Origin of the sequence: Clostridium sp. DSM 17811 (assembly GCF_018861905.1) — a bacterium.
In the GTDB taxonomy this organism is placed as follows: domain Bacteria; phylum Bacillota; class Clostridia; order Clostridiales; family Clostridiaceae; genus Clostridium_AD; species Clostridium_AD frigoriphilum.
This window is the reverse complement of record NZ_JAHLDU010000005.1, coordinates 16,191-42,903: the sequence shown is the minus strand read 5'-3', so window position 1 is coordinate 42,903 and position 26,713 is coordinate 16,191. Positions and strand designations below refer to the sequence as shown.

25 protein-coding genes and 1 other RNA gene are annotated in these 26,713 nt (G+C 30.6%); 2 read left to right on the top strand and 24 right to left on the bottom strand.

Going from position 1 to position 26,713, the window contains the following annotated elements; genetic code table 11:
• Window positions 1-77: 77 nt before the first annotated feature.
• From KPL44_RS08400 to KPL44_RS08350, 11 genes are all read right to left on the bottom strand, one after another.
• Window positions 78-1,553: a chemotaxis protein CheW gene (locus tag KPL44_RS08400; protein ID WP_216248695.1), complete on the bottom strand. Its 1,476-nt coding sequence runs from the start codon at window positions 1,551-1,553 to the stop codon at window positions 78-80.
• An 18-nt stretch (window positions 1,554-1,571) separates the two neighbouring features.
• Window positions 1,572-3,518: a methyl-accepting chemotaxis protein gene (locus KPL44_RS08395; protein ID WP_216248694.1), complete on the bottom strand. Its 1,947-nt coding sequence runs from the start codon at window positions 3,516-3,518 to the stop codon at window positions 1,572-1,574.
• Between the two features lie 113 nt (window positions 3,519-3,631).
• Window positions 3,632-3,991, bottom strand: coding sequence for a response regulator (locus tag KPL44_RS08390; protein WP_216248692.1), 360 nt, complete (start codon window positions 3,989-3,991; stop codon window positions 3,632-3,634).
• 401 nt (window positions 3,992-4,392) lie between these two features.
• Window positions 4,393-4,506, bottom strand: coding sequence for an N-6 DNA methylase (locus KPL44_RS08385; RefSeq protein WP_407935014.1), 114 nt, complete (start codon window positions 4,504-4,506; stop codon window positions 4,393-4,395).
• 285 nt (window positions 4,507-4,791) lie between these two features.
• Window positions 4,792-5,238, bottom strand: coding sequence for a hypothetical protein (locus KPL44_RS08380; protein ID WP_216248690.1), 447 nt, complete (start codon window positions 5,236-5,238; stop codon window positions 4,792-4,794).
• A 12-nt stretch (window positions 5,239-5,250) separates the two neighbouring features.
• Complete coding sequence (locus tag KPL44_RS08375) at window positions 5,251-5,673, bottom strand: hypothetical protein (RefSeq protein ID WP_216248688.1); 423 nt, start codon at window positions 5,671-5,673, stop codon at window positions 5,251-5,253.
• Window positions 5,670-6,158, bottom strand: a complete 489-nt coding sequence (locus tag KPL44_RS08370; RefSeq protein WP_216248686.1) for a hypothetical protein — start codon at window positions 6,156-6,158, stop codon at window positions 5,670-5,672. The genes KPL44_RS08375 and KPL44_RS08370 overlap by 4 nt, the downstream gene beginning before the upstream one ends.
• Window positions 6,155-6,598: a hypothetical protein gene (locus tag KPL44_RS08365; RefSeq protein WP_216248684.1), complete on the bottom strand. Its 444-nt coding sequence runs from the start codon at window positions 6,596-6,598 to the stop codon at window positions 6,155-6,157. Before KPL44_RS08365 ends, KPL44_RS08370 begins: the two co-directional genes overlap by 4 nt.
• Window positions 6,599-6,619: 21 nt before the next feature.
• Window positions 6,620-8,062, bottom strand: a complete 1,443-nt coding sequence (locus KPL44_RS08360) for a T7SS effector LXG polymorphic toxin (RefSeq protein WP_216248682.1) — start codon at window positions 8,060-8,062, stop codon at window positions 6,620-6,622.
• A 45-nt stretch (window positions 8,063-8,107) separates the two neighbouring features.
• Window positions 8,108-8,413 (bottom strand): hypothetical protein, encoded by a 306-nt coding sequence (locus tag KPL44_RS08355; protein WP_216248680.1) that lies wholly within the window; start codon window positions 8,411-8,413, stop codon window positions 8,108-8,110.
• A 4-nt stretch (window positions 8,414-8,417) separates the two neighbouring features.
• Window positions 8,418-9,614 carry a hypothetical protein gene (locus KPL44_RS08350; RefSeq protein ID WP_216248678.1) on the bottom strand — a complete coding sequence of 399 codons (1,197 nt, stop codon included), beginning with the start codon at window positions 9,612-9,614 and terminating at the stop codon, window positions 8,418-8,420.
• Window positions 9,615-9,855: 241 nt separating this feature from the next.
• On the opposite strand from KPL44_RS08350, the gene KPL44_RS08345 reads away from it, so the two are divergent.
• Window positions 9,856-10,314, top strand: a complete 459-nt coding sequence (locus tag KPL44_RS08345) for a hypothetical protein (protein ID WP_216248676.1) — start codon at window positions 9,856-9,858, stop codon at window positions 10,312-10,314.
• Between the two features lie 448 nt (window positions 10,315-10,762).
• Here KPL44_RS08345 and KPL44_RS08340 read toward each other — a convergent pair whose 3' ends face one another.
• The 11 genes from KPL44_RS08340 to KPL44_RS08290 all read right to left on the bottom strand — a co-directional run bounded on the left by KPL44_RS08340 (window position 10,763) and on the right by KPL44_RS08290 (window position 23,492).
• Window positions 10,763-11,266, bottom strand: a complete 504-nt coding sequence (locus KPL44_RS08340) for a nucleotidyl transferase AbiEii/AbiGii toxin family protein (protein ID WP_367302940.1) — start codon at window positions 11,264-11,266, stop codon at window positions 10,763-10,765.
• A 120-nt stretch (window positions 11,267-11,386) separates the two neighbouring features.
• Window positions 11,387-12,004 carry a type IV toxin-antitoxin system AbiEi family antitoxin domain-containing protein gene (locus tag KPL44_RS08335; protein WP_216248674.1) on the bottom strand — a complete coding sequence of 206 codons (618 nt, stop codon included), beginning with the start codon at window positions 12,002-12,004 and terminating at the stop codon, window positions 11,387-11,389.
• Between the two features lie 692 nt (window positions 12,005-12,696).
• Entirely contained in the window at window positions 12,697-13,389 is a 693-nt protein-coding gene (locus KPL44_RS08330) for an SLATT domain-containing protein (RefSeq protein ID WP_216248672.1), read from the bottom strand.
• Window positions 13,390-13,622: 233 nt separating this feature from the next.
• Window positions 13,623-14,531 (bottom strand): HNH endonuclease, encoded by a 909-nt coding sequence (locus KPL44_RS08325; RefSeq protein ID WP_216248670.1) that lies wholly within the window; start codon window positions 14,529-14,531, stop codon window positions 13,623-13,625.
• A gap of 283 nt (window positions 14,532-14,814) precedes the next feature.
• Window positions 14,815-15,167: a transfer-messenger RNA gene (gene ssrA / locus KPL44_RS08320) on the bottom strand.
• A 225-nt stretch (window positions 15,168-15,392) separates the two neighbouring features.
• A complete protein-coding gene (smpB, locus tag KPL44_RS08315; protein ID WP_171299164.1) occupies window positions 15,393-15,860 on the bottom strand; it encodes an SsrA-binding protein SmpB in 468 nt (155 codons plus the stop codon).
• Window positions 15,861-16,063: 203 nt separating this feature from the next.
• Entirely contained in the window at window positions 16,064-18,265 is a 2,202-nt protein-coding gene (gene rnr, locus KPL44_RS08310; RefSeq protein ID WP_216248669.1) for a ribonuclease R, read from the bottom strand.
• A 544-nt stretch (window positions 18,266-18,809) separates the two neighbouring features.
• The gene (locus tag KPL44_RS08305; protein WP_216248656.1) at window positions 18,810-19,526 is read right to left on the bottom strand and encodes a 16S rRNA pseudouridine(516) synthase; all 717 of its coding nucleotides are present in this window, start codon (window positions 19,524-19,526) and stop codon (window positions 18,810-18,812) included.
• Window positions 19,527-19,666: 140 nt separating this feature from the next.
• Complete coding sequence (locus KPL44_RS08300; RefSeq protein ID WP_216248655.1) at window positions 19,667-21,400, bottom strand: triple tyrosine motif-containing protein; 1,734 nt, start codon at window positions 21,398-21,400, stop codon at window positions 19,667-19,669.
• A 284-nt stretch (window positions 21,401-21,684) separates the two neighbouring features.
• A complete protein-coding gene (locus KPL44_RS08295) occupies window positions 21,685-22,125 on the bottom strand; it encodes a YaiI/YqxD family protein (RefSeq protein WP_216248653.1) in 441 nt (146 codons plus the stop codon).
• Window positions 22,126-22,142: 17 nt separating this feature from the next.
• Window positions 22,143-23,492 (bottom strand): glucose-6-phosphate isomerase, encoded by a 1,350-nt coding sequence (locus tag KPL44_RS08290; RefSeq protein ID WP_216248652.1) that lies wholly within the window; start codon window positions 23,490-23,492, stop codon window positions 22,143-22,145.
• 275 nt (window positions 23,493-23,767) lie between these two features.
• Between KPL44_RS08290 and KPL44_RS08285 the strand changes: the two genes are divergently transcribed.
• A complete protein-coding gene (locus KPL44_RS08285; protein ID WP_216249010.1) occupies window positions 23,768-25,048 on the top strand; it encodes a glycosyl hydrolase family 18 protein in 1,281 nt (426 codons plus the stop codon).
• A 59-nt stretch (window positions 25,049-25,107) separates the two neighbouring features.
• Here KPL44_RS08285 and KPL44_RS08280 read toward each other — a convergent pair whose 3' ends face one another.
• On the bottom strand, window positions 25,108-25,290 hold the full coding sequence (locus tag KPL44_RS08280; protein WP_216248650.1) for a hypothetical protein: 183 nt from the start codon (window positions 25,288-25,290) through the stop codon (window positions 25,108-25,110).
• Window positions 25,291-25,529: 239 nt separating this feature from the next.
• A complete protein-coding gene (locus KPL44_RS08275; protein WP_216248648.1) occupies window positions 25,530-26,552 on the bottom strand; it encodes a DUF1646 family protein in 1,023 nt (340 codons plus the stop codon).
• Window positions 26,553-26,713: the final 161 nt, after the last annotated feature.

Genomic DNA, 26,713 nt, shown 5'->3' with positions numbered 1-26,713 from the left:
AGGCATACACAAAGCATAAATTTTATTAATACTTTGTGTACACCCTCATTAATCATCACCTATATAGACGCATAAATTCAGCTAAAACTCAGCACCTTACTAATATCAAGAATTAAAATTATTCTTTTTCCACCTTCCAGCTTACCAACACCCTCTACATAGTCGCTGTCTATTCCACTGCTCAATATATCTGGCGGAGACTCTATAAGGTTTTTTTCAAACCTGAGAACTTCCAATACTGAATCTACCACAATTCCTGTTCTTTTCCCATTAAAATCAACTATGATAATCCTTGTAGCATCCGTTACCGGTTTTTGTGGAAAACTAAAGAGCTTTCTTAAATCCAGAGCAGGGATAACATTGCCTCTTAGATTTACAATCCCTTCTATAAAATATGGAGCCCTAGGTACCTTAGTAACTTCTGGCATCCTATTGATTTCCTGAACATTAGCTATCTTAACTCCATACTCTTCCACATCTATTTTGAAGGTAACCAATTGCTCTTCCTCAATCAACTGTGTAGTAATACCTCTCTCCTCATTACCTTGTTTATGAGTTCCATTTACACCACTAATTGCACTTAATTCGTCCTCTGATACTAATTTTGAAGGTTCAAGAATTAGTATCATTCGTTTACCATTATTTAGCTTTGCAATTCCTTTAAGCTGTTCCCCACTTTGGGATGAGAATTTCGGAGGTGGCTGAATAATATTTGTTGGTACCTTCAAAACTTCTGAGATCTTGTCCACCATAATTCCAGCACTGAAACTACCCATATCTATTACAAGTATTCTGGTATGGTCATCGATTTCCATTTGTTCCATTCCAAAATAAGTCCTTAAATTTATAATTGGAAGCAAATTATCTCGCAATGAAACTACTCCTTCTATATAGGCCTCACAATTTGGAATCTTTACAACTTGAGGTACACGTATAATTTCTTTTACTTTCATGATTCCAATAGCATATTCCTCTTTATCTAAGAGAAATGAAACTAGTTGCTCCACATCTATAGAGTCAGCACTAACGTTCTTTACTAAGGTACTGTTATTCTGAGAACTTTGGGCCTGATTTTTTTTCAGCTGTTTAACGGTACCATTGACATTTAAAGCTCTTACAACATCTAAAATCATTACAAGCCGCGTTCCATTATTAAGCTTCAAAACACCATTTAAATAGTCAGAATCCACATTTTTAACAATATGGGGTGGTTCTTCTATATTGTCAGTAGCTACTCTAATTACCTCAGATACCTTATCGACAAGCATTCCTGTAGCTTTACCCTCCACATCAATGACAAGGATCCTGCTGGTTTCATCTTTCGATTTTCTTTCTAAGTTAAACCTGGTTCTTCCATCTATAATAGGTAATACATTACCTCTCAAGTTGCAAGCACCTTCCAGATAGTTTGGTGCATTGGGTACCTTGGTGATATCAGGAACCCTTATAATTTCTTTAACATCCATTATATCAGCGCCAAACTCATCCTCTCCAAGTAGGAAGGTAACTAGCTGGCGCTCTGTAACGATAGCATTGTTTATACCAGTAGCCATAACTATTCCCTCCCTTCTTTACATATTTTGCAGTTCATCAGCTAAACCAGATATCTCTTCAATAGCCTCAGCCAATTCCTGCATTCCTTTTGACTGTTCAGAAGCTGCATTTGATGCCTGTTGTGCTGCACTACTTGCTTCCTGTGCTGCAGCTGCGATCTGATCTACACCTTTTTTTGCCTGCTCTAGAGCTATAAGAGACTCATCTGAACTCCTCTGAATTTCATTTGCTCCTGTAAGCATTTTTATCATATTATCTTCAATAATATTAAGATTATGTGTGGTTTTTTTTGCTTCCTCCACTTCTGCGAAGGAATTTTTACTAGAGAGGTCCGTATCCGCTGAAACCCTTTGAATTTGGTTTTGGATACCTCTTACAAGGTCTTTTATCTTGTCTGTATTTTCTGCTGATTCATTAGCAAGAGCTCTTATGTCAACTGCAACTACAGAGAAGCCTCTTCCGAATTCTCCTGCCCTTGCTGCTTCAATAGAACCATTTACTGCTAGCATATTTGTCTGTATAGTAACATTTACTATTGCATCCACAATTTTATCAATTCTTCTAGTGGTTTCTTCAAGACTTTTGATATTTTTGGCTGCAACCATTGAAATCTGTGCTGAGCTAGATATACCCGTGGTCATATTATCAAGTGCAATTTTATTGGTTTCTAACAGTTTTTGCAGCTCAGATATCTTATCTGCAGAGAAACCTGATCTTTCACTCATTTGCTTTGAAGCTACAGCAAGCTTTTCAGCAAGCACAGCAGCTTTATCCGTAAGGTCGCCCTGCTCCTGCGCTCCTGAGGATATTTGCTCCATAGCCTTTAATATCTCTGCTGAAGTAGAGTTCCCTTCCTCAACATTGGCTGATAACTCTTCAGAAGCTGCTGCCATAGATTCAGAAGACTTCTGAGCATCCGTAGAAGCCTTCAAATCCTCTGCCATTTGAGTCAAGTCTTCTGCACCAGCATTCAGTTCATTAAATGCCTTGTTCTGCATTTGAATTGACCTTTCAACTTCTTCTGCAGCACTGCCCTGTTGCTCTGCAGCTACTGCAATTTGTTCAGCAATATCCAAAAAATCCACTGCTCCCTTGTTTGCATCTACTGCATTCTGGGATACTTCTACTATTCCTTTCATGACTAAGACAACTTCTTCATTAATCTTAACAAGGTCTGCTGTAGTCTTCTTTGCATTTTCAACCTCATCATTTGCTACCTTACCTGCGTTCTCTATATCAACTACTACAACCTTCACATTGCTTTGAATCTCATTTACTAATTCTTTAATGTTTCTAGCTGACTTCTCTGATGTCTCTGCAAGATTTCTAACTTCATCTGCTACTACTGCAAAGCCTTTACCATGTTCACCAGCTCTTGCTGCTTCTATAGCTGCATTTAATGCTAAAAGATTGGTCTGGTCAGCAATTCTCACAACAGCTTGTACAATTTCACCAACTTCATTCGACTGTTTTTCCAGTTCACCAATAAGTTTTACTGATTCCATATTCGTCTCGGCAGATTCTTTGATACCCTTAATCATAAGTTCTATGTCCTTTGATGTGTTTTGTATTAGATCTTTTGCTATTTCCGCTCTTTCAAGGGAATCCTTTGCATTCTTATCAGCAATAACTGATGCTTTATCCACTTGATTAATTGCTGCTCTTGATTGCTCGGCTGCAGAAGCAGTTTCAGTGGCTCCGCTAGCAATCTGTTGCATTGTAGATCCTAGTTCTTCCGCTGCACTGCTTGCCTCTTCTATCCCTGACGCCATTTGCTCTGTTGCTACAGCAATTCTTTCTGCTAATTGCTGTTGTTTTGCCATAGTTCTTGCCCTCACCTTGTCCTGTGCCTGTCTTCTCGCAATTTCTCTCTTTCTCTCCATTTCATCCGTTGCAGGTGTCAACACACGTGCTGTTACCTTTTCTATTCTACTATTTGAAGGTTTTGCAAGTTTTTTTTCCATAATAATTTTGCCCCCTAAAATTTTAAATCGTTTTATTTAATGTCTTTTTCATGCTCTGGATAATAAATTATACAATCATATTCACGCCATCTATGATAGGCTCTCTTCATTATTTACTTTTTAAACTTATTCAGATTCTTTATCACCACTTCACTTTTGTATGGCTTAACCAAAAATCCTTTTGCTCCATTTAAAATGGCCTTCTGTACAAAAGCTTCCTGTCCCAGTGCTGAAATCATTATAACCACAGGAACATAGTCCATTTTTTTTATCTCCATCATACATTCAAGTCCGTCCATTATAGGCATTGTTATGTCAAGTGTAACTATATCCGGTCTCAGTTCTTGAATCTTTCTTAGTGCTACCTTTCCATTTTCAGCCTCACCTACGACCTCAAAATCATTACTTTGAAGCAATTGCTTGAGTTGCGCCCTTATAAATGCAGCATCATCTACAATTAATACTTTAGTCATATGTATTCCCCTTCCATGTTACACAAATCTACTCAAACTCTTATTTTTACTATGCTTCTACAATATGCTTAATACTTTCAAACTGCATTCACGAGATAGATCTACATACTTGTACCAAATTTGGTTATATTTAATAAAATTCAAAAACGTATGTAATTATAAAATAGTTTTAGTAATACACTACCTTCGCTCTTTATGTAGAACCTAGTGTCAACATCCTGTTAATATATGCTATCAGCTACTTAAATGTCACATTATAGTAAATTATATAACATAATTCGCTAATGTCAATAAAAAGTACTCACTCCGTTCGCACTGGTGACTGTCACAACTCTAAATATGTCAAAACATGTTATCCACGAACAAATCAAATGTGAGAAAGTGAAAATCTCACCTTCCCACTACCAAAAATCTAAATTTTTACGTTCTTTAAATGTATTGATGATTTTATCTATGTTTTGATCATTTAAGTTATTTTGATTCTTAGCCTTTCCAAAATCATTACTTGCATCAATAAATAATTCTACTCAAAAATCTCCAAAAAACAACAAAAACCCTTGAATTCAAGGGTTTTCCATTGTATCAATATTGTTGTTTTGTCTGGTGGAGGCGAACCGTACCTACCTATATCACTGTCCATTGAAAGAATGGAATTGTATAAATGCATTTAATATTGAGTATAATTGTGTAATTTTCAAATTCTATATAAACATCCCTCTAAACAACTGATGAGGAAAAATCCTAAAAAACAATTTATAATTAGATCTTCTGTACTCCAAGGGTTCCCCTATAATAAGAAACTACCTTTTATCATTAATAAGCTTAACATTATTTAATTCACCACTTATATCTCTTATATCAAATTCATCATCTTTCTTTAGCCCAATTACCGGAATATCTATATGAATAAGCAATCCTTCATCTACATCAAGTTTTCCTATAAACTCTTTAGGGAACTCTATATTAGTAGACATTATTTTTGCATCAATATCTTTAAATTTTAAATCTAATTCACTCTTTATTCCATTAACACAACTATCTGTTTTATTTACAAATACTCCAATTATAAGCATTGATCTTTTTATATGAGAATATATACCTTTTAACATTACAAAATTGATTGTTCCTTCAGAATATTCAAAATCAGCTGTGTTAAAGAATTTTTGTACTTCTTCAACTTCCTTTTTAATATCATTATCTTTTAACTGTCTTTCCTGTTCTTTAGCTATTTTTATTTTAACTGCCACTTTAATCACTTCCTAGTTTACCCAATTTTCAATATGCGTTGTAACAGAATTTATACATGACTCTACATTACCTATTATTCCTTTAGATTCATAAATTAAATTTTCATAATGTGTTCTTTTATTATTTATTTCATCTAAATTATCATCAATTATAGTCAACATCTTGCCATAACCATTTACAAGTAATTCCTCTGTTACATTCTTCTCATATCTAGTATTAAATACATTTCCTAGCCAACATTCATATGTTTCATTTGCAAAAGTACTTAATGACTTTTGTAAAGATTCCATATCTTCTTTCTTTTCTTTCATTTTTTTATATAAACTATCTAGAGCATCCGCTTTTTTTTGATTTGCTTCCATCATAGAGGCTTCTTCACTAAGATTTTTTTTATATGCCTCTACATCCATTTTCAAATCTTCTAACAACTTCAAACAGTTTCATCTCCCTGTCCAATTTCTTTCCAAATTCTTTTACTAAATACAATTACAACAGCTATTTCCGCTATTGTAGATAATATAAACATTAATAATGCATTATCGAGCAGAAATGTATTTTGCAAAAAATTTATTTCTGATTTTACTTTACCTGAATACATCGTGTACTGAATAGCAAAGCATATAATTTTTAAAAAACATAGTGCTCCTATCATAAATATTTTTAGTTTCTTACTTTCCAAAATATTGATACACCAATTAAAATAATTTTTCACTCCACCATTTAAACCAGTGTTTTCTGGAATTTTTCTTGCTATTTTTATAAGTATGAAGTAAATAAACATAGGTAAAGCATACCAAAAGTTATAGATGATAGTCATATTATATTCATAAGGATTTAAAAATCCAATTATTATAGAAATTAATATAGTTATAAAACATTGTATATTTAATTTAGTATATCTCCCTTTATTTGTATTCATTTCGCCATCCTTCTTATAATTTTCCCTTTGCCTATAAATGATATCAATAATAATACATTAAAAATCATTTCTACTATTAAACACACTACACTCATTTGATTTGGATTACTCCAAACTTGATAAGGTGCCATTACTTGATGATCAGAATATGCTAATATAAATGAGCCTAAACCTACAAATATTTTTAACAAGAAAAATATAACAGGTAAAATGTATGCTACGATACCTAATGGTTTAATTGTTGCTTTAAACACTTTGTTTTCACTATCTTTATTGGATTTATTTACTTTAACTAAACTATTAATATAAAAGAATAAGAATAACATAAAAAATAGCTCTATTACATTAAAGAATCCAAAAAAACCAACATAAGGATTCAATAATGTTGCACTAACTTCTATTATAGCAAATATCCACAATAGCTTACTAAGTTTTTCCATTTTAATCACTCTCCATTATTTTTAATCTTCCCAAGGCATATCTATTGTTGGTATTGGAATTGTAAGATCCACATCTACTCCCACTCCAAATGAACCGCCTAATTTAAAATGTACTGCATTTACATTTATTTCTCCAAAATCTAAAACTTTTGTATTTGATACATCAATATCTGCAGAAGCACTTATCCCTGCTTTACCTGTAACACCTAATCCCAGTAAAGATGTTTTGTTAGTAACTTTCACCTTTCCTCCAGCATATTCTTTACTATCCTCAGTGCCTGGAACATCTAAAATTGAAAATCCTAAACTACCAGAAGCTCCTGCAACTGCAGCTTTACCGCCAAGACCAATATCAAAGTCTCCATTACTAGCTTTATAATTAGCATTAGCATAACCCCCAGCAGAAAGAGCTGTTGCATTAACTTTAGCATAACCATTAAATTTATCTGTTCCTAACACAATTGAACCATTTGCATCTACTGCAGCCACTGATCCCTTTGCCCCAATACCCGCATAATTTTTAGATAATCCTGCTTTTCCTGCTAAGGATAAAGACAATAAAGATAGGCTTGCATTCTCTTTTGCATATTTAGTAAATTGCGCATTTTCATATCCATTCAATACAGAAGCAGTTAAATCTCCTGAAATTACTCCATTATTTCTACTCCTATTAGATTCTCCACCCAAACTTGAATATCCTGCAGAAATATAGGCATCTGTTGCCAGTCCTGCAGCCAATTGACCTTCTGAATTATATTTTGCATTTGAATGATAAAAATATGGATCTTCTTTTTTCATAACACTCAATTTATCATTACGCTCTTCCTTATACCACTTTTCATTTGATATTTTCTTTACCTTATCTGCTGATATTTTATTACCTTCATGATAATCATTAGATATATTTGTTAATTGATTTGTTAGTTGTTTAATCCTACCCATTAAATTATTAGCTTCTGATAAAGAAGTTGTATCAATCGTTGTAAGTTCATCGTAAATCTTACATAGTTCACTATCTATACTGCTGTATGTTCCTATTATATCAGCTGTATTTAAATTTTTAACATAAACATAACTAGAAGCTTCATTATTTAATGAAGCAATTTCTGTTGCCAATGATTGAAAGCTTTTATTTCTACTAGTTAAATTTCCCCCTACATCCTCTAACACATCTGTGTCTACAATGCCTTGCTGAGAAGCCTCTAAGGAAATATAATTACTTTTCATTTTTCCAAGAGTTGTTGAAACTTCTTCTACTATATTGATAAAAGCATTAATATAATTTATAGTAACTCCTGTCAAATATTCTTTATACGCATTAGCACTTTCACCTCTAAAATTATTAGTTTGTGTAAGTTCATATATATTCTTATAATGTTGATAAAAAGCATCTTGCATGGTTTTCTTATATTGATTAACTTCATTTAACATTTCAGTAACATTACTATTTATCAATCTTCTCATTCAAATCCCACCTTTAAGCTTTAAAAATACTATTAATATGTTATCTTATTTACCAAATGCGTCCGTTACCCTATCAAGAGTTGTTTTAGATGCCAGCTCCTCATCAAGTTTCATCCACGTAGCTTTAACTATCTCTAAACTATGTAAATCGACTTCTGTAATTTCTGCAAACTTTACTATAGCTGCATTTAATGCACCTAAACATTCTAAAAACATATCCATACTTTGAAGATGTATATTTCCTTTATCAATATCATATTTTAAAGCTTTAACTTCTCCATTTGTTTTTCTGCTATTATCTATCTCTTTCTGCAAATCTTCTGGTTTAATAATAATGCTACCCTCTGCCACAATCCTATCTCTCCTTTACATATAATAAATGTCCTTCGGTTATTTTTAGATTTCCTTTAATATATATGTTTTTCAACAATCTGCTGTCACATTTCTTCAAAACCTCAATGTATTCTGAAAAATCAATTCCTTTGGAATACAAATCAATACAATACTTATTAAATAAGTAAGGATTTCTATCCAACATATATGATAGCTTGTACACTAATATATCCTTAGCTTTTATTACACTTTCTTCATTAAGATAGTCAAAAATCTTTGTGCTATACTCCTCTAACTTTGAATTAAAATAAAGTAAACTATTATCAAACTCGTCTAATAACAACTTTCCTTTATCTTTAAACATGATTTCACTTAATATAGATAATAAGAGCTGCTTTTCTAATATTGTTACATCGTCATTAAAGAAATTAAAATTTATTCCTCCTATTGATACATTTTCTCTGGCAGTATCAAATATATGAACATCAGTTTGCAAATATTTATTTACAGCTTCTGCTGCAGGCCTAACATAAATATCCTTTATTTTAATGTTTTCTATAAATTTAAAAATTTTACTCTTATTCAACTCACTCAAATCACCATTAATAAAAAGAATGCTATTTTGAACAACTACAATATTTTCAATGAATTCTTTTAATTCCTGTACATTTATATCTAAAAAATTCTTTGTTAACTTTCTTAAAATAAAATTTTTATTAATATTCGAAAACTCCATCATATTGTAATAGGCTCTAAAGTTAATATTTTTATAATTATAAGAAAATTTGTCTTTAGCTATTTCTTTGGCTCTATTAAATACTCCTTCATTAACCTCATCTTCATATAAAGTTTTCAGAAGATCTATTGCATCATCATCCATCCTATTCTTTCTAGTCTTCATAGAAATGTATATAATACCAGTTTTTACATTACCTCTAATGTAAATTTTATACTTATCTTTCATAATTATATCTATATAATTAATAAACACTTCCCCACTAGCCTGATTAATTTTTTTTATTTCATTTTGTGGCAATACTAATACTTCATTTGTAGAAAATCCAAATTTTATTCCAATTGTAAAATAAATTTCATCTTCTTCATATAAATGTTGATTAAATTGAATTGTCAATTTATTTATTATATTCGACTTCACATTTTCACATCCTTCCACAGAAGCAATATTAAAACCTTTTCTTAATGACTGTTTGCAATTCATAATAAGAAACTCTAAATTCGTGCTTTTTTTACAATTTTACTCATCTTTCTTAACATTATACCACATCATTTCTACATATTGTAAACATAATAAACAGATATTAGTAGATTAATGTATTAATATAGTCCAATTTTTTTTAATAATATTGTAAATTTAAATACATACTTGTATAATCAAAATAGCTAAACAAAAAATATAAAATTTTTTTTAATGGCATTTATACAAAAGGGGGTACTATTACATGAAAAAACCACTTAAAATAATATTAATTGTTGTAGGTGTTCTATTAATATTAGGAATAGTAGGAGCTACAATTACTATTACTGCAATGAATTCCGCATCAAATTCTAGTGAATATAAAATTGGGAATAACACCATCCCATCTATTAAAGCTGTACTTGGCAAGAGGTCGGTTAATGGAGTATCGACTGAAACATCTAATAACATTACTAAAAAAGTTTATACATATTCAAAGATACAAGATGTTAATGGAGATTTAGTAAAATACATAAAATATTTGACACAAAATAATGGATTTTTAGCTATGACAGACTTCGATTTAAATACTCCATCTGGTACATTACAACTCGGAAAAAATTCTTCTGAAAGTGGTAAAGTAATCATACTAGATATTCAATGGGATATGGGAACTTATTCAATAGCGTTAAGGTCAGGTAGTGGTTCGATTAATAAAAAGTAAAATTTTTATAGCCTTGCTTTATTCTAATATATTTTCTTTAAACCTATGACCATATTTGCTTTTTAAATTCTAGTACAAGATGTACATACTGGCATCACAAATCTATTTCTAACAAAAAACTACTAAAAAGGCTTCAGCAAAATAGCTAGAGCCTTTAATATTGGCTGATAGATTTGGATTGGAACCCTAGAAAGGCTATAATACGTTCGTCTGTTTTCAAGTCAGCTGAATATAAATATAGAATTGCCACCCTCTCTAACTTAACTTTTAGGCTCTCATCACAGTAATCCAAATAAATTAACATTCCCTCTACTTAACCCCTACTGACCAGGTTTAAGTTTTAGTAGCTTCATATTTTCCGTTTCCAGGTCAAAGCTTTCCCAAACTCGGTTCACCGCTGTCGTCGCCCTATCCTAAGTCATGGTCATCAAATATAAGACGTAGCATACTAAGCTGCTAGTGCGTTTATCACACTTTTAACATCTCCCCCTGAAATGGACTCTGCATAATCATAATTTTTCTTATACCTTTTCCACAATCCTTGCATAACACTAGCCGTCTCAATTTCAGTGATAATAAGACTTTTGTTTTGAAATAAAGGCAATGTCCCACGTTTTATAGCTGTAGCATTTAAAGCTTCTGCTAGTAACTTATAATTAATATTATCCGCCTGTAGTTTTGTCAAAATATAAACATCATAAAAATCTCTCATTCTAGTATTCGTCGTTCCTCTAGAGATTATTGTTTCAAGCTTTTCAGCAAGCACCGTCTCAAGATTATATGCCAAAATTTGAATTGTTCTCTCTTCAAACATTAAATCAAATTTGTATTCAACTTCACGAGGAGTCATAGTGTCACCTGTAGTAATATCTATCTTGAGATTTTGTTTAACCTCATCAAAATTAGTATCAAGACTAACTCTAAATCCTGCATAATCTGCTTCATCCCGTATCTCATCTATTTTTTTATTATCATTGTAACGCTGTCATTAATATTAACGTCTAATATCTCATTAAACATTATCTTTATGGTTTCTTTTGAAACAGGAACACCTTTAATTGTGTAGCTGTATTCACAGTAGCACCTCCATGTAACTTCTTAAAATTTTTGATGCTCTGAAAATCTCAGCATATCTCATAAGCTGAGGTAAGTTTTTATCTCTTCGTTTAGTGTATCTTTTGATTGCATTCGTTACAATTTCAATATCCAGCCCATTACGATTTCTAATAATATCACAAATAGTCCTTTCCATATTATAGCATTTAATTGTTCTTCCAAAAACAGTTCTACATGATGTTAGTCCCAACTCATAGAGTTCTTTTTTAATGGAATATACTTTTATACCAATAGCCTGAATATTGCGAGAGTTATACCCAGCTGGGACAGTTACTGAATAGTGAATAGGATCCCTGTCTGTAAGGTCGTACAGAAACAATGCAGTATCATGAGAAAAAACTGTAGAAGCATATTTTGCTTGCAAGCGATACATTTCATCATCAAAGCTATCTTTTTTAATATATACACCTCGTTCTAATCGTTCTAATATACCATTTTTTATAAGCTGTGTAATATACACTCTTGGAATTCTCGCCTCGGTCACATGCTTAGTTAGAATAATTCCATTATGTTCATTAATTAAAGTATTTAGCTTTTCAATATAATTCATTTTAACACCCACTTTTACATTCATGCTTGTTTCGCACGTTATAATTGCATATTTGTAATACTTATTATTATCTAAAATCTCATCGACTCTTACTTTAGCTTCATCAATTTATTAAGTTTCGTATTTTCTACTCAAACTCCATTATATAGGGTAATTACTTGTTCGAGTCAGGTGGATAAATGTATAATAATTACGCTCTTTAGGTCATATTTTGGCTCTCGTCTCTCAATTCTAACTAAATTTAAGCATAAGAAAACCCACAACTAATTAATTAGTTGTGGGTTTTCTATCTAATAACTATGATTTTGATACAATTTAGCGACTTTTTCATTGAAGGTGGTGATTTTAATATCGCTAAATTGTATAGGATTTCTGCTAAAAAGTGCACACATCTATTCTGATATGTTACCATAAAAAAGCCTAAAACAGATTTTACTCTATCTTAGGCTTTTTACAGGCTTATTTCATTATTTAAATTGTGCTTAAAAATCTGTGACTCTGTTGAATTCCGAATTATCCTTAAAAATAATAACATCATTTACTTTGACTCAACAACATTGTAGGCACAAGCACTCCAACTCTCCTTAACGCAAAACAGACGGATCATCCACTATAATAGAACAATTTTAAAATTCAACCCATTATAGCTTAACTTAAATATTGGTTTCCATTTCTATATGTATATTAGATGGTAATTTATTATAAACTACGTAATACTATAGTCCTATAGATGGTAATATTAACATTATCATCACTACAGTTGGAATAAAGTATTTTAAGAATATCTTTCTACTTTTCCATTGTGTATATTTTTTAACCTTGCCTTTAGTTTCCGAATATTCTTCCTTTTTATCGTCACTAATATGTTCTTTTTTTAGACAATCTAATTTATACATATAATAGTCTATTTCTTCATGATTTTCTATGCTTGCTAAAATTGCTTCATACTCTTTATATAATTTTTTACACATTTCTTCTGTTATATCTAATTTATTATACTCTAACATTATACTTATTTTATTTCTTAACTTATCTAAACCTTTAAATGTTTCTTCCATTTTATATGCTCTTTCTTGAAGATTCTGTTCAGATGTATAAAACATAAAGTAAGTTAATACTATTGAAAACATAAGTACTATATTTGATGCAGGTATTTGGGAGTTTTTCGTCTGCATTCCAATAGTAAGTATCGATCCTCCCGTTACTAATACAGAATAATATATATTTAACCTTTTATATTCAGTATTTTTGTCCCTTAGTCTATTAGTAGCAATTATTCTAGTTCTATAAGTTATTTCTACCCTTCTTTTAAGCTCATCCAATAGATTTACTGTTTGTTCAACATCTATTTTTTTAATTGCTTTTTCTAACTCTAAGCAGCACTCCTTATTACAAAAATCTATTTCCATTTATTACACCCCTAATATATTTCAAATAATATCCTTTTGTATTACAAGTAGCTATAATCCTAAGATTAAGAATTTTAAGCAAAACTTGGATTCAGTAAGGCAAAAATTAATTGCACTATACATATTTAACGTAACTTATATAATATTTACACTTTTCCTAGTCAATACAGGTATGTTTTTATAACCATAAACCTAGTAATTAAAAAAGGACTGAATTACCAGTCCCTTAAGACTTAGCTATTTACTTTTGCACCCTTTGTACGGTTACATTTCCAACAAAGTGTTTGCAAATTTTCTTCTGTAGACATACCGCCTTTGGAAATTGGCATTATATGGTCAATCTCTAGCAATAGATTTCTTTCATCATTTGTAGATAACTCACATTTTTGACAAGTGTAATTATCCCTTTGTTTTATCTTTTCTCTTAACTTTGAAGTCATTAATGCTCTTTGTCCTGCTGCACTTTTTTTAAATTTAACAATCCCTGAAAAATATTCTACAAAATTATTTAGATTATTTATATCTAATTTAATATCACAATTAGTGGATTTATTTCCACCAGGACTTACATATCTGAATGTGTAAACTGGAAAATATAATGTACTAAAATCAATTACTTTAAAGCCTAACTTTAGCATAAACTTCTTCATGTTAATCGTTCTAATAAGAAATGGAACATCATTTTTAATAGATTCTTTAATCTTTTCAAGTTCATTACTAAGTAATTGTTTTCCCTCTTCGGCAGCAGCAAAATTATTTAAGACATTTTCAAAATTTTCCAGTGATTCTTCATCTGATTTTATATTAAAATACTTGCATAAATATTTAAAAGGTTGTATTTCAGCATTTTTACATACGGATGCAGAACATTCATGAATATATTCTGATTTTTTTGCTTTTAATTGTTCTTTTCTTTTAAAATTATACCTACTCGCATCATTTAATTGTGCAGTCCCATAGTTAATTTTTCTAACCTCTGAATAAGTTTCTTTGAGTTCCTCAATATGCTCATTTAACTCATTACAACTTACGATATAATTATTCAAACTTCTTTTTAATTTGTCAAAACTTTCCCCCTTATAATAAGCATATTCATAGATTTTCCAAGCTATAAATAAAGTTAAAATTATACCAAACATCATTTTTTACCGCCTGCCTTTATTTTATTACATACTCCGCTATTATATCATCATTTTCATAAAAAATAAATTTACAAATTAAACTATTATTTCTAATTTCGGATAAACTTTAGTTCCTTAATAAATAAGGATTCTAAAATCAATATTTATTTAAAACAGAGCCTTTTAAAAAATTATACAACAATTACCTTTAACTTATGATACGGTTCACCTCTCATTATTCCAATACAAATAAATTAGGACGTGAAAAAACCCTCAACTAAAATTAATTAGTCGAGGGTTTCACTGGTGGAGGCGAGGGGTGTCGAACCCCTGTCCGAAGGCAGCAACACCTAGGCATCTACGAGCGTAGTCAATAATTTAACATTCCCTCTACCTAACCCCTACTGACCAGGTTTAAGTTTTAGTAGCTTCATATTTTCCGTTTCCAGGTCAAAGCTTTCCCAGACTCGGTTCACCGCTGTCGTCGCCCTATCCTAAGTCGCGGTCATCTAAGGTAAGACGTAGCAGTCTAAGCTGCTAGTTGTAAATTATCGTTTGCGTTTAAATTGTTCCAATAGTTTTTTAATGCGGGTCCATAGGTTCCCTCAGCTCGCTTCCTCGACACAACGTACCCCCGTCGAAACCAAGTACGCCCCCAAAGATGTGAAAAGATTAAATTTAAATCTTTTGCACTGTAATAATATAAAATCATTATTACATATATAACGCAAATCTATATTTTCTAATTATTTGTAACTCATATATCAATTAGATAGTAACCTTAAGTTCTTTACTATGTTACTGACTATAGTCCTAATAATACACCATATTATATTCTTTATCAAGTGCTAATATCATGGAATCTAAGTACATTATTAGAATTTATCTCATTCTTTCTTTTATCTGTCTATCCATATCTCTCTTAGCATCTTTTTCTAGCATTGCATCTCTCTTATCATAATCCTTCTTACCACGAACAACACCAAGATTAACTTTTACCTTAGTATCTTTAAGATAAAGAGATAATGGAACTAGTGTATAACCTTTTTGAGCCGTGAATAACCCTAGTTTAAGTATTTGTTCTTTATGAAGCAATAACCTTCTGGGTCTCAATGGATCAACATTAAACTGATTTCCATTCTCATAATGGCCTATATGCATGTTTTTAACGAATACTTCTCCATTTATAACATCTGCAAAACTATCTTTTAAGTTTGCTTTACCAGCTCTAATGGATTTCACTTCTGTACCAACAAGCTCTATACCAGCTTCCATTGCTTCCTCTACAAAATAATCATGTCTTGCTTTTTTATTTTGTGCGAGCGTCTTGTTTTCTGTCTTCTTTATCATAACTTCACCTACTTTATTCTTATTAATATAGCGTAAGAATTTTTTATATTATTATGTTTAATAAGTATCATTATACTATATATTGTGTCTTATTTCAAGAATATGCAGAGTGTTTTAACAAAATAATCCATATATAATCTATAAGAGAGAAAATTTTTCCTCTCTTATATTTTTTATTCTTCTATCGAGATTATTTTAATAATCTACTCTTCTTCCTTTGTTGAATCATCCTTTATAAGTTCATTTAATTGACTAACTGAATAATCATCTGAGCCTTCTTCATGCTCATCCTCGTCTTTAATTATATCGAAATAAACCTCATGAGAAGTTAGATCAACTTTACTAACTATGATTCTTACCTCTTCTCCTAATTTGTACATTTTCTTAGTTCTCTCTCCAATAAGGGTTAAGTGTCTTTCATCAAAGACATAATAATCATCATCTAAGGTAGTCATATGAACTAAACCTTCTACAGTATTAGGGAGTTCAACAAATAATCCAAAATTAGTTACTGATGAAATAATACCATCAAATTCTTGACCAACTCTCTCATTCATGTATTCTGCTTTCTTTAAGTCATCAACGTCTCTCTCAGCTTCCATGGCTACTCTTTCCATATCTGATGATTGTTTAGCAGCAATTTCGACTTCCTTTTTTAATCTTTCTATTCTTGCATCACTCAACCCTCCATTTAGAACCTCTTTAATTATCCTATGGATCATTAAATCTGGATATCTTCTAATTGGTGATGTGAAGTGACAATAATACTTAGCAGCTAAACCAAAATGACCACTACATTCTGATGAATATTTTGCTTTCATCATAGAACGGAGAAGAAGTGTGCTTACTACCATTTCTTCTTTCTGCCCTTTAACCTTTCCTAATATATCCTGAAGCATTCTAGGATGAACTTCCTTACCCCACTTTACAGCGTATCCTAAATTATGTGCAAATTCACTAAAACGCATTAGTTTTTCTTCATCTGGATCCTCATGAATTCTATATACAAATGGTACGTTTAGCCAGAAAAAATGTTCAGCTATAGTTTCATTAGCCGCTAACATAAATTCTTCTATTACTCTATTTGCAATACCTCTTTCATAAGGTACGATATCTATAGGTTTTCCATTTTCATTTAATATTATTTTACACTCAGTAAAATCAAAATCTATAGCGCCCCTATTCATTCTGTTTTTGTTAAGAATGGCACATAACTCTTCCATATGTTTAAAGTCTTCATATAAATAGTCATATCTTTTAATTACTTCTTCGTCCTTATCAGTAAGTATTTTCGTAACGTCAGTATAAGTCATTCTCTCATTAGTTTTTATAATACTTTCAACTATTTCATGATCTACATGTTTTCCGTTTTTATCTATCTCCATAAAACAAGTAAGTGCTAACCTATCAACTTTAGGGTTTAAACTACAAACTCCATTTGATAATTTTTTAGGAAGCATTGGTATAACCCTATCAATTAAGTATACTGAAGTTGCTCTTTTCAAAGCTTCTTTGTCTAAAGGATTTTTGTCCTTAACAAAGTTCGAAACATCCGCTATATGAACTCCTAAACGATAGTTACCATTTTCTAGTAGCTCAATAGATACAGCGTCATCTAGGTCTTTAGCATCCTCACCATCTATAGTTACCATACGTAGGTCCCTTAAATCTTTTCTTCTTGTATATTCTTCTTTTGGAATTTCATCAGATATGTTTTCTGTATAAGCTTCAACAGCTTCTGGAAATTCCTCTGGTAGTTTATGTTTCTTAATTATAGATAATATATCAATACCTGCGTCACCTTTGTTACCAAGGATTTCGATAATTTTCCCCTCAGGGTTTCTTTTTTGTTCTGGCCACTGAGTTATTTCAGCTATTACTATTTGACCTGTTTTTGCACCAAGTCTTTCCGATTTAGGAATAAATATATCTTGAGCAATTCTCTTATCATCAGCTACTACAAAACCAAAATTGCTACTATCCTGATAAGTTCCTATTATCGTCTTATTAGATCTTTCTATTACTTTTGCAATTTCGCCTTCGCATTTCTTCCCATTATTTTCCTCTTTTAAAACTTTTGCAAGAACCTTGTCGCCATTCATTGCTCCGTTTACATTATCTGCTGGAATAAATACATCTGGTCTTTCTGTTTCTGGTATTACAAATCCAAACCCTCTTTGATGACCTTGAAATTTACCAACTACAAGACCCATCTTCTCTGGTATTCCATAATATTCAGCTTTTGATCTAACTACATCACCAGCCTTCTCCATTTCAGATAATAAAGCTGCAAAGCCTTTAATATCTTTCTTTTTTATATCAAATATTCTAGATAGTTCTGCTGTATTCATAGGTTTGTATGCTTGCTCTGTCATAAGACTTATTAAAGTTTCTTTTATATCCATTAGGTTTCCTCCTATTTAATTTCTGCATGTTTTGATTTTTATACCGACTTAATTTTTATATCAACATAATTTTTATACTAATGTATTTACAAATCATTCTAAAAATTATTATTATCGTTCCGGTTTTTAATGTTATAGTGCTAATTTATTCATATATTTCTATAATTGCTCACTTTATTATAATCTAAAAAACACATCTAGTATATACTATGTGGTTATATACTTCCCTAATCTTCATAAAAAATGCCCCCATTAAATAGTTATATTTAATGCGGGTGTTTTGCTTAAACATATTATATTAAAATTTCTTCACAAAATTGACTTTTTTTCATAAAATAAAACAGCCCTTGGGGTTGGGCTGTTTTATAACAAATAAAAAGGGGGCTATTTATCTTTCTATTTATCTTTACTTCTTAATTATATTAAATTTCGCCAATGTTTGCAAGTGTTTTCCACAAATTTCATTATAAATAATTTGTAAAACATATAAATTCAATTCATAATTTGTTCATTTTTGTCATATGTTATACTATTTCCAATTAAGTTATATCTGTTTTAATAGATTTATCTCATCTTCCGACAATTCTCTACATTGACCTTCAACTAAATCTTCATCTAATTTTAACGGTCCAAAACTAACTCTTCTTAAAAACATAACATTTTTATTTACACTCTCAAACATTCTTTTCACCTGATGAAATTTACCTTCTTGAATAGTAACCATTACCTCTGATCCATTTTCATTTGCAGTTAACACCTCTAGTTCTGCTGGCATACATTTATATCCGTCGTCTATTACAACGCCTTTCTTAAAGGTATTTATGTCACTTGCATCTATAAATTTATTTATTTCTGCATAATATACTTTATCTACATGGTTTTTAGGTGCAATTAATTTATGATTTAATTCACCATCATTAGTAATTAGAAGTAATCCTACTGTATCTTTATCAAGTCTTCCTATAGGAAATGGTTTAAACGCACGGTACTGCTCATCAATTAAATCAATTACAGTCTCGTCATTTCTATCTACAGTTGCTGAAACCACCCCTGATGGTTTATTCATAACTAAATATATGTATTTTCTATAGTTAATTTCATCACCTGATACCTTTATTACAGCCTTCTCTGGATCTACTTTCATAGCACTGTCAGTTGCTATTACTCCATCAACCTCCACCTTTTTTTTCTTAAGTAATGCCTTTACTTCCTTTCTTGTTCCATGACCTAAGTTTGACAATATCTTATCTATTCTGTCCATTATCATTCATCTCCTCAACTAGTTCTTTATATTTTAGTTAAACCATCTCCTAGGTCGCTGTTAATCATCTCCTGTGGAGCTGTATAATTAGTATAAAGTATTTTAATTATAAAAAAACAGCTTTAAAAGCTGTTTTAAATTTATTCTTTAACTTCAATCTCTATTATATCATAATCTTCATACGAAATACTCTTATAGAAGCTTTTTGACAATACTAACATTTTGTATATCCCCTTATGGAAAGGTATAAAGCTATAGTCATCTTTTTTGCTAAATTTTTGTACTAAGCACCAGTTTCCTTTTTTCATAAGATAAAACTCATATACAACATCCTTGCCACCCATACTTTGAGATTTAAATGTTATGGTCTCATTAACCGTTAAATTTTCATTATCATATAAAATCTTTGTATCTGTTATAGGCAAAGTCTTATGCACTTCTATTTTAACCTCTTTTCTACTATCATACGCTCTTGTACTCAATTTATTTTTTACAAGTATTTCTATTGCATAACTTCCACTACATTTTGGTTTAAGTTCATAATTTTTATATTTTATAAAACTTGTTTGTTCAACTACTTTATCATCTATTTTTAAAACATAATTTATAAGTGTATCACTTGTATTTTCACATATTACTTGCACAGGAATAATATCGCAAGACATATAATATTTATTTTTATCCATTAGAACATAATCTATTTTAGCTGGAATACATTCTAATGCTTTAATATATACACTTTTGCTTGTATCAAATTCACTCTTTGAATATTTATCTTTTACCCTTACCTCGAGTTTAAAATTTCCACTTTCCTCTGGAGTAAAATCTACAAAATCATTTATACCAAATTCTATCTTTTCTGTCTCTTTCTCATCCTTAAAAACTACAAAACTGTATCTTAAAGAGTCCCCTCCTGTTGCTTTAACTGTTAAATGAATTCGCTCACCAATTAGTACAGTATCGTTCTTGTTTATTATTATATCATCGATCTTCACAGCTTCTTTCCCTATTTCTTCATATGGATCTACATTATAAAAAATTAATGCTCTATCATCAAATTCCTTAAGAGAAAACATATCCTTAGCCATACATAATAACTTATAATTGCCCCTATTAGTTTCAACATATCTAACTAATTTCTTAGTTGAATAATCTTGTATACAACTTCTATTTCCCTTAAGATCGATTTTTACAAATTTATATAAAACCCTCCTATTATCCTCATACTTTGCCTCCACCTCAAAAACTATTTCCGTTCCTTCTAATATGCTCTCAGTTAAACATTTAAAGTTCATAATTTCTAAAGCTTGTATAGCTTGTACATTAAATCGTATCTTCATTGAATCATCAAACATATTCTTAGAATTTATATTCTTGCATTCTACCAAGAACTCTTTTTCTCCAGAGTATTTGGAAGTCCATGTCATTATATTTTCTGGTGAATAATCCGCTAGAAGTTGCCAATCATCCCTTTCATGTACCCAGTATCTATACATAATAGGTACATTAATTGTATCTACTGTTAAGGTGATTTTTTCTCCTACCATTATTTCCATCTTGTCTATGTAAATATCCTTAATTAGCTTCTCATATACCTCTCCAACTAGGTAGTCTGTCCTTGACATAAAATCAAAGGGTTTATTACTTTCTTTTCTTTTAGCTTGTACCATTATAGAGTACTTCCCATCCACCTCTGGCTTCCAAATAGCAACACTTGTCCCACTTGATTTCTTTAAAGTATTCCAGGTTCCATTAAGGCCTACAAGAAATTTATAGTCTAAATTATTCTCTAATTCATTTTCAACACTGATTTCAATCCCTTTATATTCTTGCTTGGCATCATCTAAACTAAACAATATATTCATTTCATTCATTTAAATTTACCCACCTTTATAAATATGCATTTACTACAAGTTATTCTTCTAAAATTAATCTCTATAATAAATATTATACTATATTTCCATTATTTGTAACATAGCGTATTCCATTTTTTTTCTCTTATTTATAGACATAAACATCAATTAATAATTGATGTTTTATAATTTTCATAGTTTTTATTGTTAATATTTGTCATTTTAAAAGTGACAAAAAAATAGCCAGTAACTTCCGCTACTAGCTATTTCCTATATTTTAAATTTCACGAACAAATTACCTAATGTTATTGATTAGCTTTCAAAATAAGTTTAATTAAATTGTTATAAAGCTTATCATCATCTTCACTTGTTCGTTTTTTAGGACCGAAGGTTTTACCACCACTCCGTCTTAATTTACCAGACAAGTGCCTCTCAAACAATAATTTATCAATATTGTTATCATCATATATATGTCCCTTAGGCCCAATAGCATATGAGCCTTTAGCTAAAACCATAGCAGCTACTCCAAAATCTTGAGTAATTACTATATCCTTTGACTTTGCCTCATTAGCTACTTTCATATCAACAGTTTGAAACCCACTATCTACATATCTTATTGAGGCGTAATCACTACTAAGTACATGATTAATATCACAAAACATAATAAGCTCTATAGAGCTATCCTTAGCTGCCTTTTCTATTAACTGTTTACCGGGGCATCCATCTGCATCTACAATAATTCTCATATAATTTGTCTCATTTTTTAAAGTCTTTTTTCAAGTTCTGCTTTAATATCTTCATATCCTGCTTTTCCAAGAAGAGCAAACATATTTTTCTTGTATGCTTCAACTCCTGGTTGATCAAAAGGATTCACGCCTGATAAATATCCGCTTATCGCCAAAGCCTTTTCAAAAAAGTAAACCATATGTCCAAAATTATATGCACTTAACGCTGGCACGTTTAAAATAATATTAGGTACATCTCCATCATTATGAGCAAGTACTGTTCCCTCAAAAGCTTTTTTATTAACAAAGTCCATAGTTTTACCTGCTAGAAAGTTTAATCCATCTAAATCTCCGCTTTCCTTATTTACTACAACTTCTCTTCTTGGCTTTTCAACATTTATAACTGTTTCAAATATGTTTCTTACGCCTTCTTGAATATATTGTCCCATAGAATGTAGATCTGTAGAAAAATTAACGGATGCTGGGAATATTCCTTTTTGATCTTTTCCTTCACTTTCACCACAAAGTTGTTTCCACCACTCACCGAAGTATTGAAGTGCTGGCTCATAGTTTACTAAAATTTCTGTAACTTTGCCTTTTCTATATAATGCATTTCTAGCTGCTGCATATTTATAACAATCATTTTTGTTTATATCGTCGTCGTTATATATTTCTCTTGCATCTGCTGCACCCTTCATCATCTCATCAATATTAATTCCTGCTGCTGCTATTGGTAAAAGACCTACTGCTGTTAGTACTGAGAATCTTCCTCCTATATCATCTGGAATTACAAAAGTTTCATACCCTGCTACATCTGCTGATTTTTTTAGGGCTCCACGAGCCTTATCAGTAGTCGCAAAAATTCTTTCTTTTGCTCCTTCTTTTCCGTATTTTTTCTCTAATAACTCTTTGAATATTCTAAAAGCAATAGCTGGCTCTGTTGTAGTTCCAGATTTTGATATTATATTTACAGAAAAATCTTTTCCTTCTATAACATCAATTAAATCTGCCATATATGTAGAACTTATATTATTTCCAGCAAAATATATTGCAGGAGATTTTCTTTTATCACTTGATAAACTATTATGAAAGCTATGGCATAATGTTTCTATAGCTGCTCTAGCTCCTAGATATGATCCACCTATTCCAATTACTATTAGAATTTCAGAATTACCTTTTATTTTTTCTGCTGCTTTTTTTATTCTTGCAAATTCAGCTTTGTCATAATTTACAGGAAGGTCTATCCATCCTAAAAAATCACTTCCTGCACCTGTTTTTTCTGTTAACATTTTGTGTGCAGTAGACACCATTGGTTGAAGATAAGATATTTCATGTTCATTTAAATATGGAACTGTTTTGCTTAGATCTAAAGATAAAACTTTTTCCATTAATATTCCTCCTTATTTATATCTGATGCAAAATAATTATTAATTGATTTACTCCTCGCATTTACCTATTTTAGATATAAATACAAGCTATCTTTCATTATATCATTTTGTAAAACAACATAAAATAATTTTAGTTTATTCAAGGATATAAATCAAGTTTTTAAATAAAATTTAGTATTTTTAACAAAATATGTTTTATAAAATTAAATATATTAAGTACCTACTTGTGTTAGGCCGCATATATTGAATTATATTAATATATGAGGTGTGATTTTTTGATTATTCATGTTGTTAAAAATGGAGAAAGCTTATATGGTATTTCGAAATTATATGGAGTTCCATACAATAAAATTGCTGATGATAATGAACTTACAAACCCAAATGAACTTGTGGTAGGACAAACACTTGTAATATTACAAGGTACTCGTAAACACAGAATTCTTCCTGGTCAATCTCTTTATAGCATAGCTAAAGCCTATGGCACAACTATTGCAGATTTATATGCTTCAAATCCTATCCTTAATAGTTCTATTATAATTTACCCTGGTCAGATTATTAATATACCACCATCAACACAAAAATTAGGTTCTATCGAAGTTAATGCTTATGCTCTTCCCGGTACAGATATGGATGTTCTTGAAAAAACTCTTCCAAACCTAACATACCTAAGTATATTTAGTTACCAAGTACAACCTAACGGAACGCTAAAAGGCATAAATGACGTTCCTTTAATTGAGGCTGCTAGAAAAGCTAAGGTAGCTCCTATGATGGTTATTACAAATCTAAAAGAAGGTGGTGGATTTGATAGTAACCTTGCTCATACCATACTCACAAATAAAACCGTACAAAATGAATTGTTTAATAACATAATGGCTACATTAAAGGATAAAAATTATTATGGATTAGATATAGATTTAGAATACATCTTCCCAAAAGATAGAGAAAACTACAACACCTTTCTACGAAGAGCTGTAACTACCCTAAGGCCCTTAGGCTATCCGGTTACTACAGCCCTAGCACCTAAACCATCTGGTGATATAAAAGGCTTACTGTATGAAGCTCACGATTACCCTGTTCATGGAGCTCTCGCAAACCATGTTATACTGATGACTTACGAATGGGGATACACTGCCGGTCCACCACTTGCAGTTTCTCCAATTAACGAAGTAAAAAAAATTCTTGATTATGCTGTAACCGTAATTCCAAGTAAAAAGATTTTTATGGGAATACCTAATTATGGTTATGATTGGACACTACCGTATGTAAAAGGCACTAAAGCTACTGCACTTGGCAATGTGGAAGCGGTAGATCTTGCAAGGAAAGTATTTGCATCTATTAAATATGACTATACTTCCCAGGCTCCATTTTTTAATTACTACGACGCTAACAAAAAAGAACATGTAGTTTGGTTTGAAGATGCCAGAAGTATGAATGCTAAGCTTAAGACCGCTGCGAAATACAATCTAGGTGGGGTAAGTTATTGGACAATCGGAAAATATTTTCCTCAAGCGTGGTTAGTTCAAAACTCACTGTTCAACATTAAGAAATTACTCTAACAACATAAAAAGGTATGATAAATTATCAATTTATCATACCTTTTTATGTAAAAATTATTTTAAATAACTTTTTCAGCTAACAAATCTAAATCTCTAAAACGTTGTTTTAAATTCATCTTAAAATTATCATCTATATTAATTATATCTTCTTTTTTATAATATTTAATTTTTTCTAAAACTTTACTTTGATTTATATATTTATATATAGCCATACTTAACTTAACACTTTTTATATTATTCATATATACCATCCTCCGAAAAAATAATTCTTACATGAAATCTATCTTATACACTTATTATACACTAAATTACATCAAACGACAAATTATTTGACATTTTTTTAAATTTTATTTATATATTCGACATTATTCAAAAAAATTAGTATATACTCATTTATATTAATATAGTTAAGTTAAGTTTAATATAAAAACAGATGAGAATAATTTATTCTCATCTGTTTTATTAGAAATTGTTAAATAATTTATATTACAAACAAAACAACGTAGTATATAGCCATCATAATAAGTCCTAACGGAACCCCCAATTTAATCCATTCGCTACTTGTAATTTTTAATTTACCAGCAGAAATAATATTAGGTATATTACCTGGAATCATCATTCCTCCACTAATAAGCAATCCAAGAAGCACAGCTTCAACTTGTACTTGTGACATTTTAACACTTATTTCTGCAGCTGCAAGTGTTGCATTATCTAATACTGCTGAAGACATATTAACCCAATATAAATAATGATAATCTAGAGTTATTATATATTTATCAATTATTGGTCTAAATCCTTCTCCAAGTAACTCTAATGCTATTATGAATAAGAAAATTTTAATTGCTCTTATAAAAATCAATTTATTTGTTTCATCTTCAAGTTCTTCATCATCATTTACTGTTTTAGTTTTGTCTAGAGAAGCATACAACGCTCCAATAATACCAAGTATCAATATACCGGGGATAATATAAATACCAAGCCTATGTAAAAGGTCCCAAAAACCCAAACCAAGTTTAGCAACTACAATTGTGGATAATGGCTCACCTATTGGAGTTAATATTGACCCAATTCCAATTGAAAAACAAGAAATTATGTTAATATTTATTTTATTTTTTCTACTAACTGGAAGTATACTAACTATCTCTACTAATAGAAGGGCAGCTATAATTGCTGTTATTACACTTGATAAAAGCCCTATAATTACTACTAACAAAAACACAAAAATCCTTAATGGAATACGATTTAAAACATGCTCTAATCCTATTTTTATAGGGTTATTAAATGCTTTGAATAAAAATCCACCTATTAATACAGCAAAGGCTATAAAATACATGAATTTATTTTGCGCAATACTAAGTAAAAATGTTTTGTTTAATACACCCGAAGTAATAGAAGCTAATAATCCAATAGTAAATAAAAAAACTTCTAGATTACCTTCTACTTTTTTTGATATAAGTGGTAACACGAAGGTTACTACTAAAAGAATAATTAATATAAAAAGCATTATTATCACGTCCTTTTGTAAAAAGTTATAATGAATCAAACATTAGCTTGTCCAACTGTTAAAATATTATATAAAATTATACCATAAAATTTATATTAATTCAATTTTCACACATAGAATTAGTCGAGCAATAGCCTGTGATTAGGGTCTTAATATAAATT

Bases quoted from the DNA above. Each gene is read 5' to 3' on its own strand.
- KPL44_RS08325 (WP_216248670.1), bottom strand. From the start codon at position 14,531: ATGATGTTTGGTATAATTTTAACTTTATTTATAGCTTGGAAAATCTAT.
- KPL44_RS08400 (WP_216248695.1), bottom strand. From the start codon at position 1,553: ATGGCTACTGGTATAAACAATGCTATCGTTACAGAGCGCCAGCTAGTT.
- KPL44_RS08365 (WP_216248684.1), bottom strand. From the start codon at position 6,598: ATGGAAAAACTTAGTAAGCTATTGTGGATATTTGCTATAATAGAAGTT.
- KPL44_RS08280 (WP_216248650.1), bottom strand. From the start codon at position 25,290: ATGAATAATATAAAAAGTGTTAAGTTAAGTATGGCTATATATAAATAT.
- smpB (WP_171299164.1), bottom strand. From the start codon at position 15,860: ATGATAAAGAAGACAGAAAACAAGACGCTCGCACAAAATAAAAAAGCA.
- KPL44_RS08350 (WP_216248678.1), bottom strand. From the start codon at position 9,614: ATGAATTGCAAACAGTCATTAAGAAAAGGTTTTAATATTGCTTCTGTG.
- KPL44_RS08390 (WP_216248692.1), bottom strand. From the start codon at position 3,991: ATGACTAAAGTATTAATTGTAGATGATGCTGCATTTATAAGGGCGCAA.
- KPL44_RS08295 (WP_216248653.1), bottom strand. From the start codon at position 22,125: ATGAGAATTATTGTAGATGCAGATGGATGCCCCGGTAAACAGTTAATA.
- KPL44_RS08335 (WP_216248674.1), bottom strand. From the start codon at position 12,004: ATGAATGTAAAAGTGGGTGTTAAAATGAATTATATTGAAAAGCTAAAT.
- KPL44_RS08300 (WP_216248655.1), bottom strand. From the start codon at position 21,400: ATGAATGAAATGAATATATTGTTTAGTTTAGATGATGCCAAGCAAGAA.
- KPL44_RS08275 (WP_216248648.1), bottom strand. From the start codon at position 26,552: ATGCTTTTTATATTAATTATTCTTTTAGTAGTAACCTTCGTGTTACCA.
- KPL44_RS08290 (WP_216248652.1), bottom strand. From the start codon at position 23,492: ATGGAAAAAGTTTTATCTTTAGATCTAAGCAAAACAGTTCCATATTTA.
- KPL44_RS08305 (WP_216248656.1), bottom strand. From the start codon at position 19,526: ATGGACAGAATAGATAAGATATTGTCAAACTTAGGTCATGGAACAAGA.
- KPL44_RS08370 (WP_216248686.1), bottom strand. From the start codon at position 6,158: ATGAATACAAATAAAGGGAGATATACTAAATTAAATATACAATGTTTT.
- KPL44_RS08395 (WP_216248694.1), bottom strand. From the start codon at position 3,518: ATGGAAAAAAAACTTGCAAAACCTTCAAATAGTAGAATAGAAAAGGTA.
- KPL44_RS08360 (WP_216248682.1), bottom strand. From the start codon at position 8,062: ATGAGAAGATTGATAAATAGTAATGTTACTGAAATGTTAAATGAAGTT.
- rnr (WP_216248669.1), bottom strand. From the start codon at position 18,265: ATGGATATAAAAGAAACTTTAATAAGTCTTATGACAGAGCAAGCATAC.
- KPL44_RS08345 (WP_216248676.1), top strand. From the start codon at position 9,856: ATGAAAAAACCACTTAAAATAATATTAATTGTTGTAGGTGTTCTATTA.
- KPL44_RS08330 (WP_216248672.1), bottom strand. From the start codon at position 13,389: ATGGAAATAGATTTTTGTAATAAGGAGTGCTGCTTAGAGTTAGAAAAA.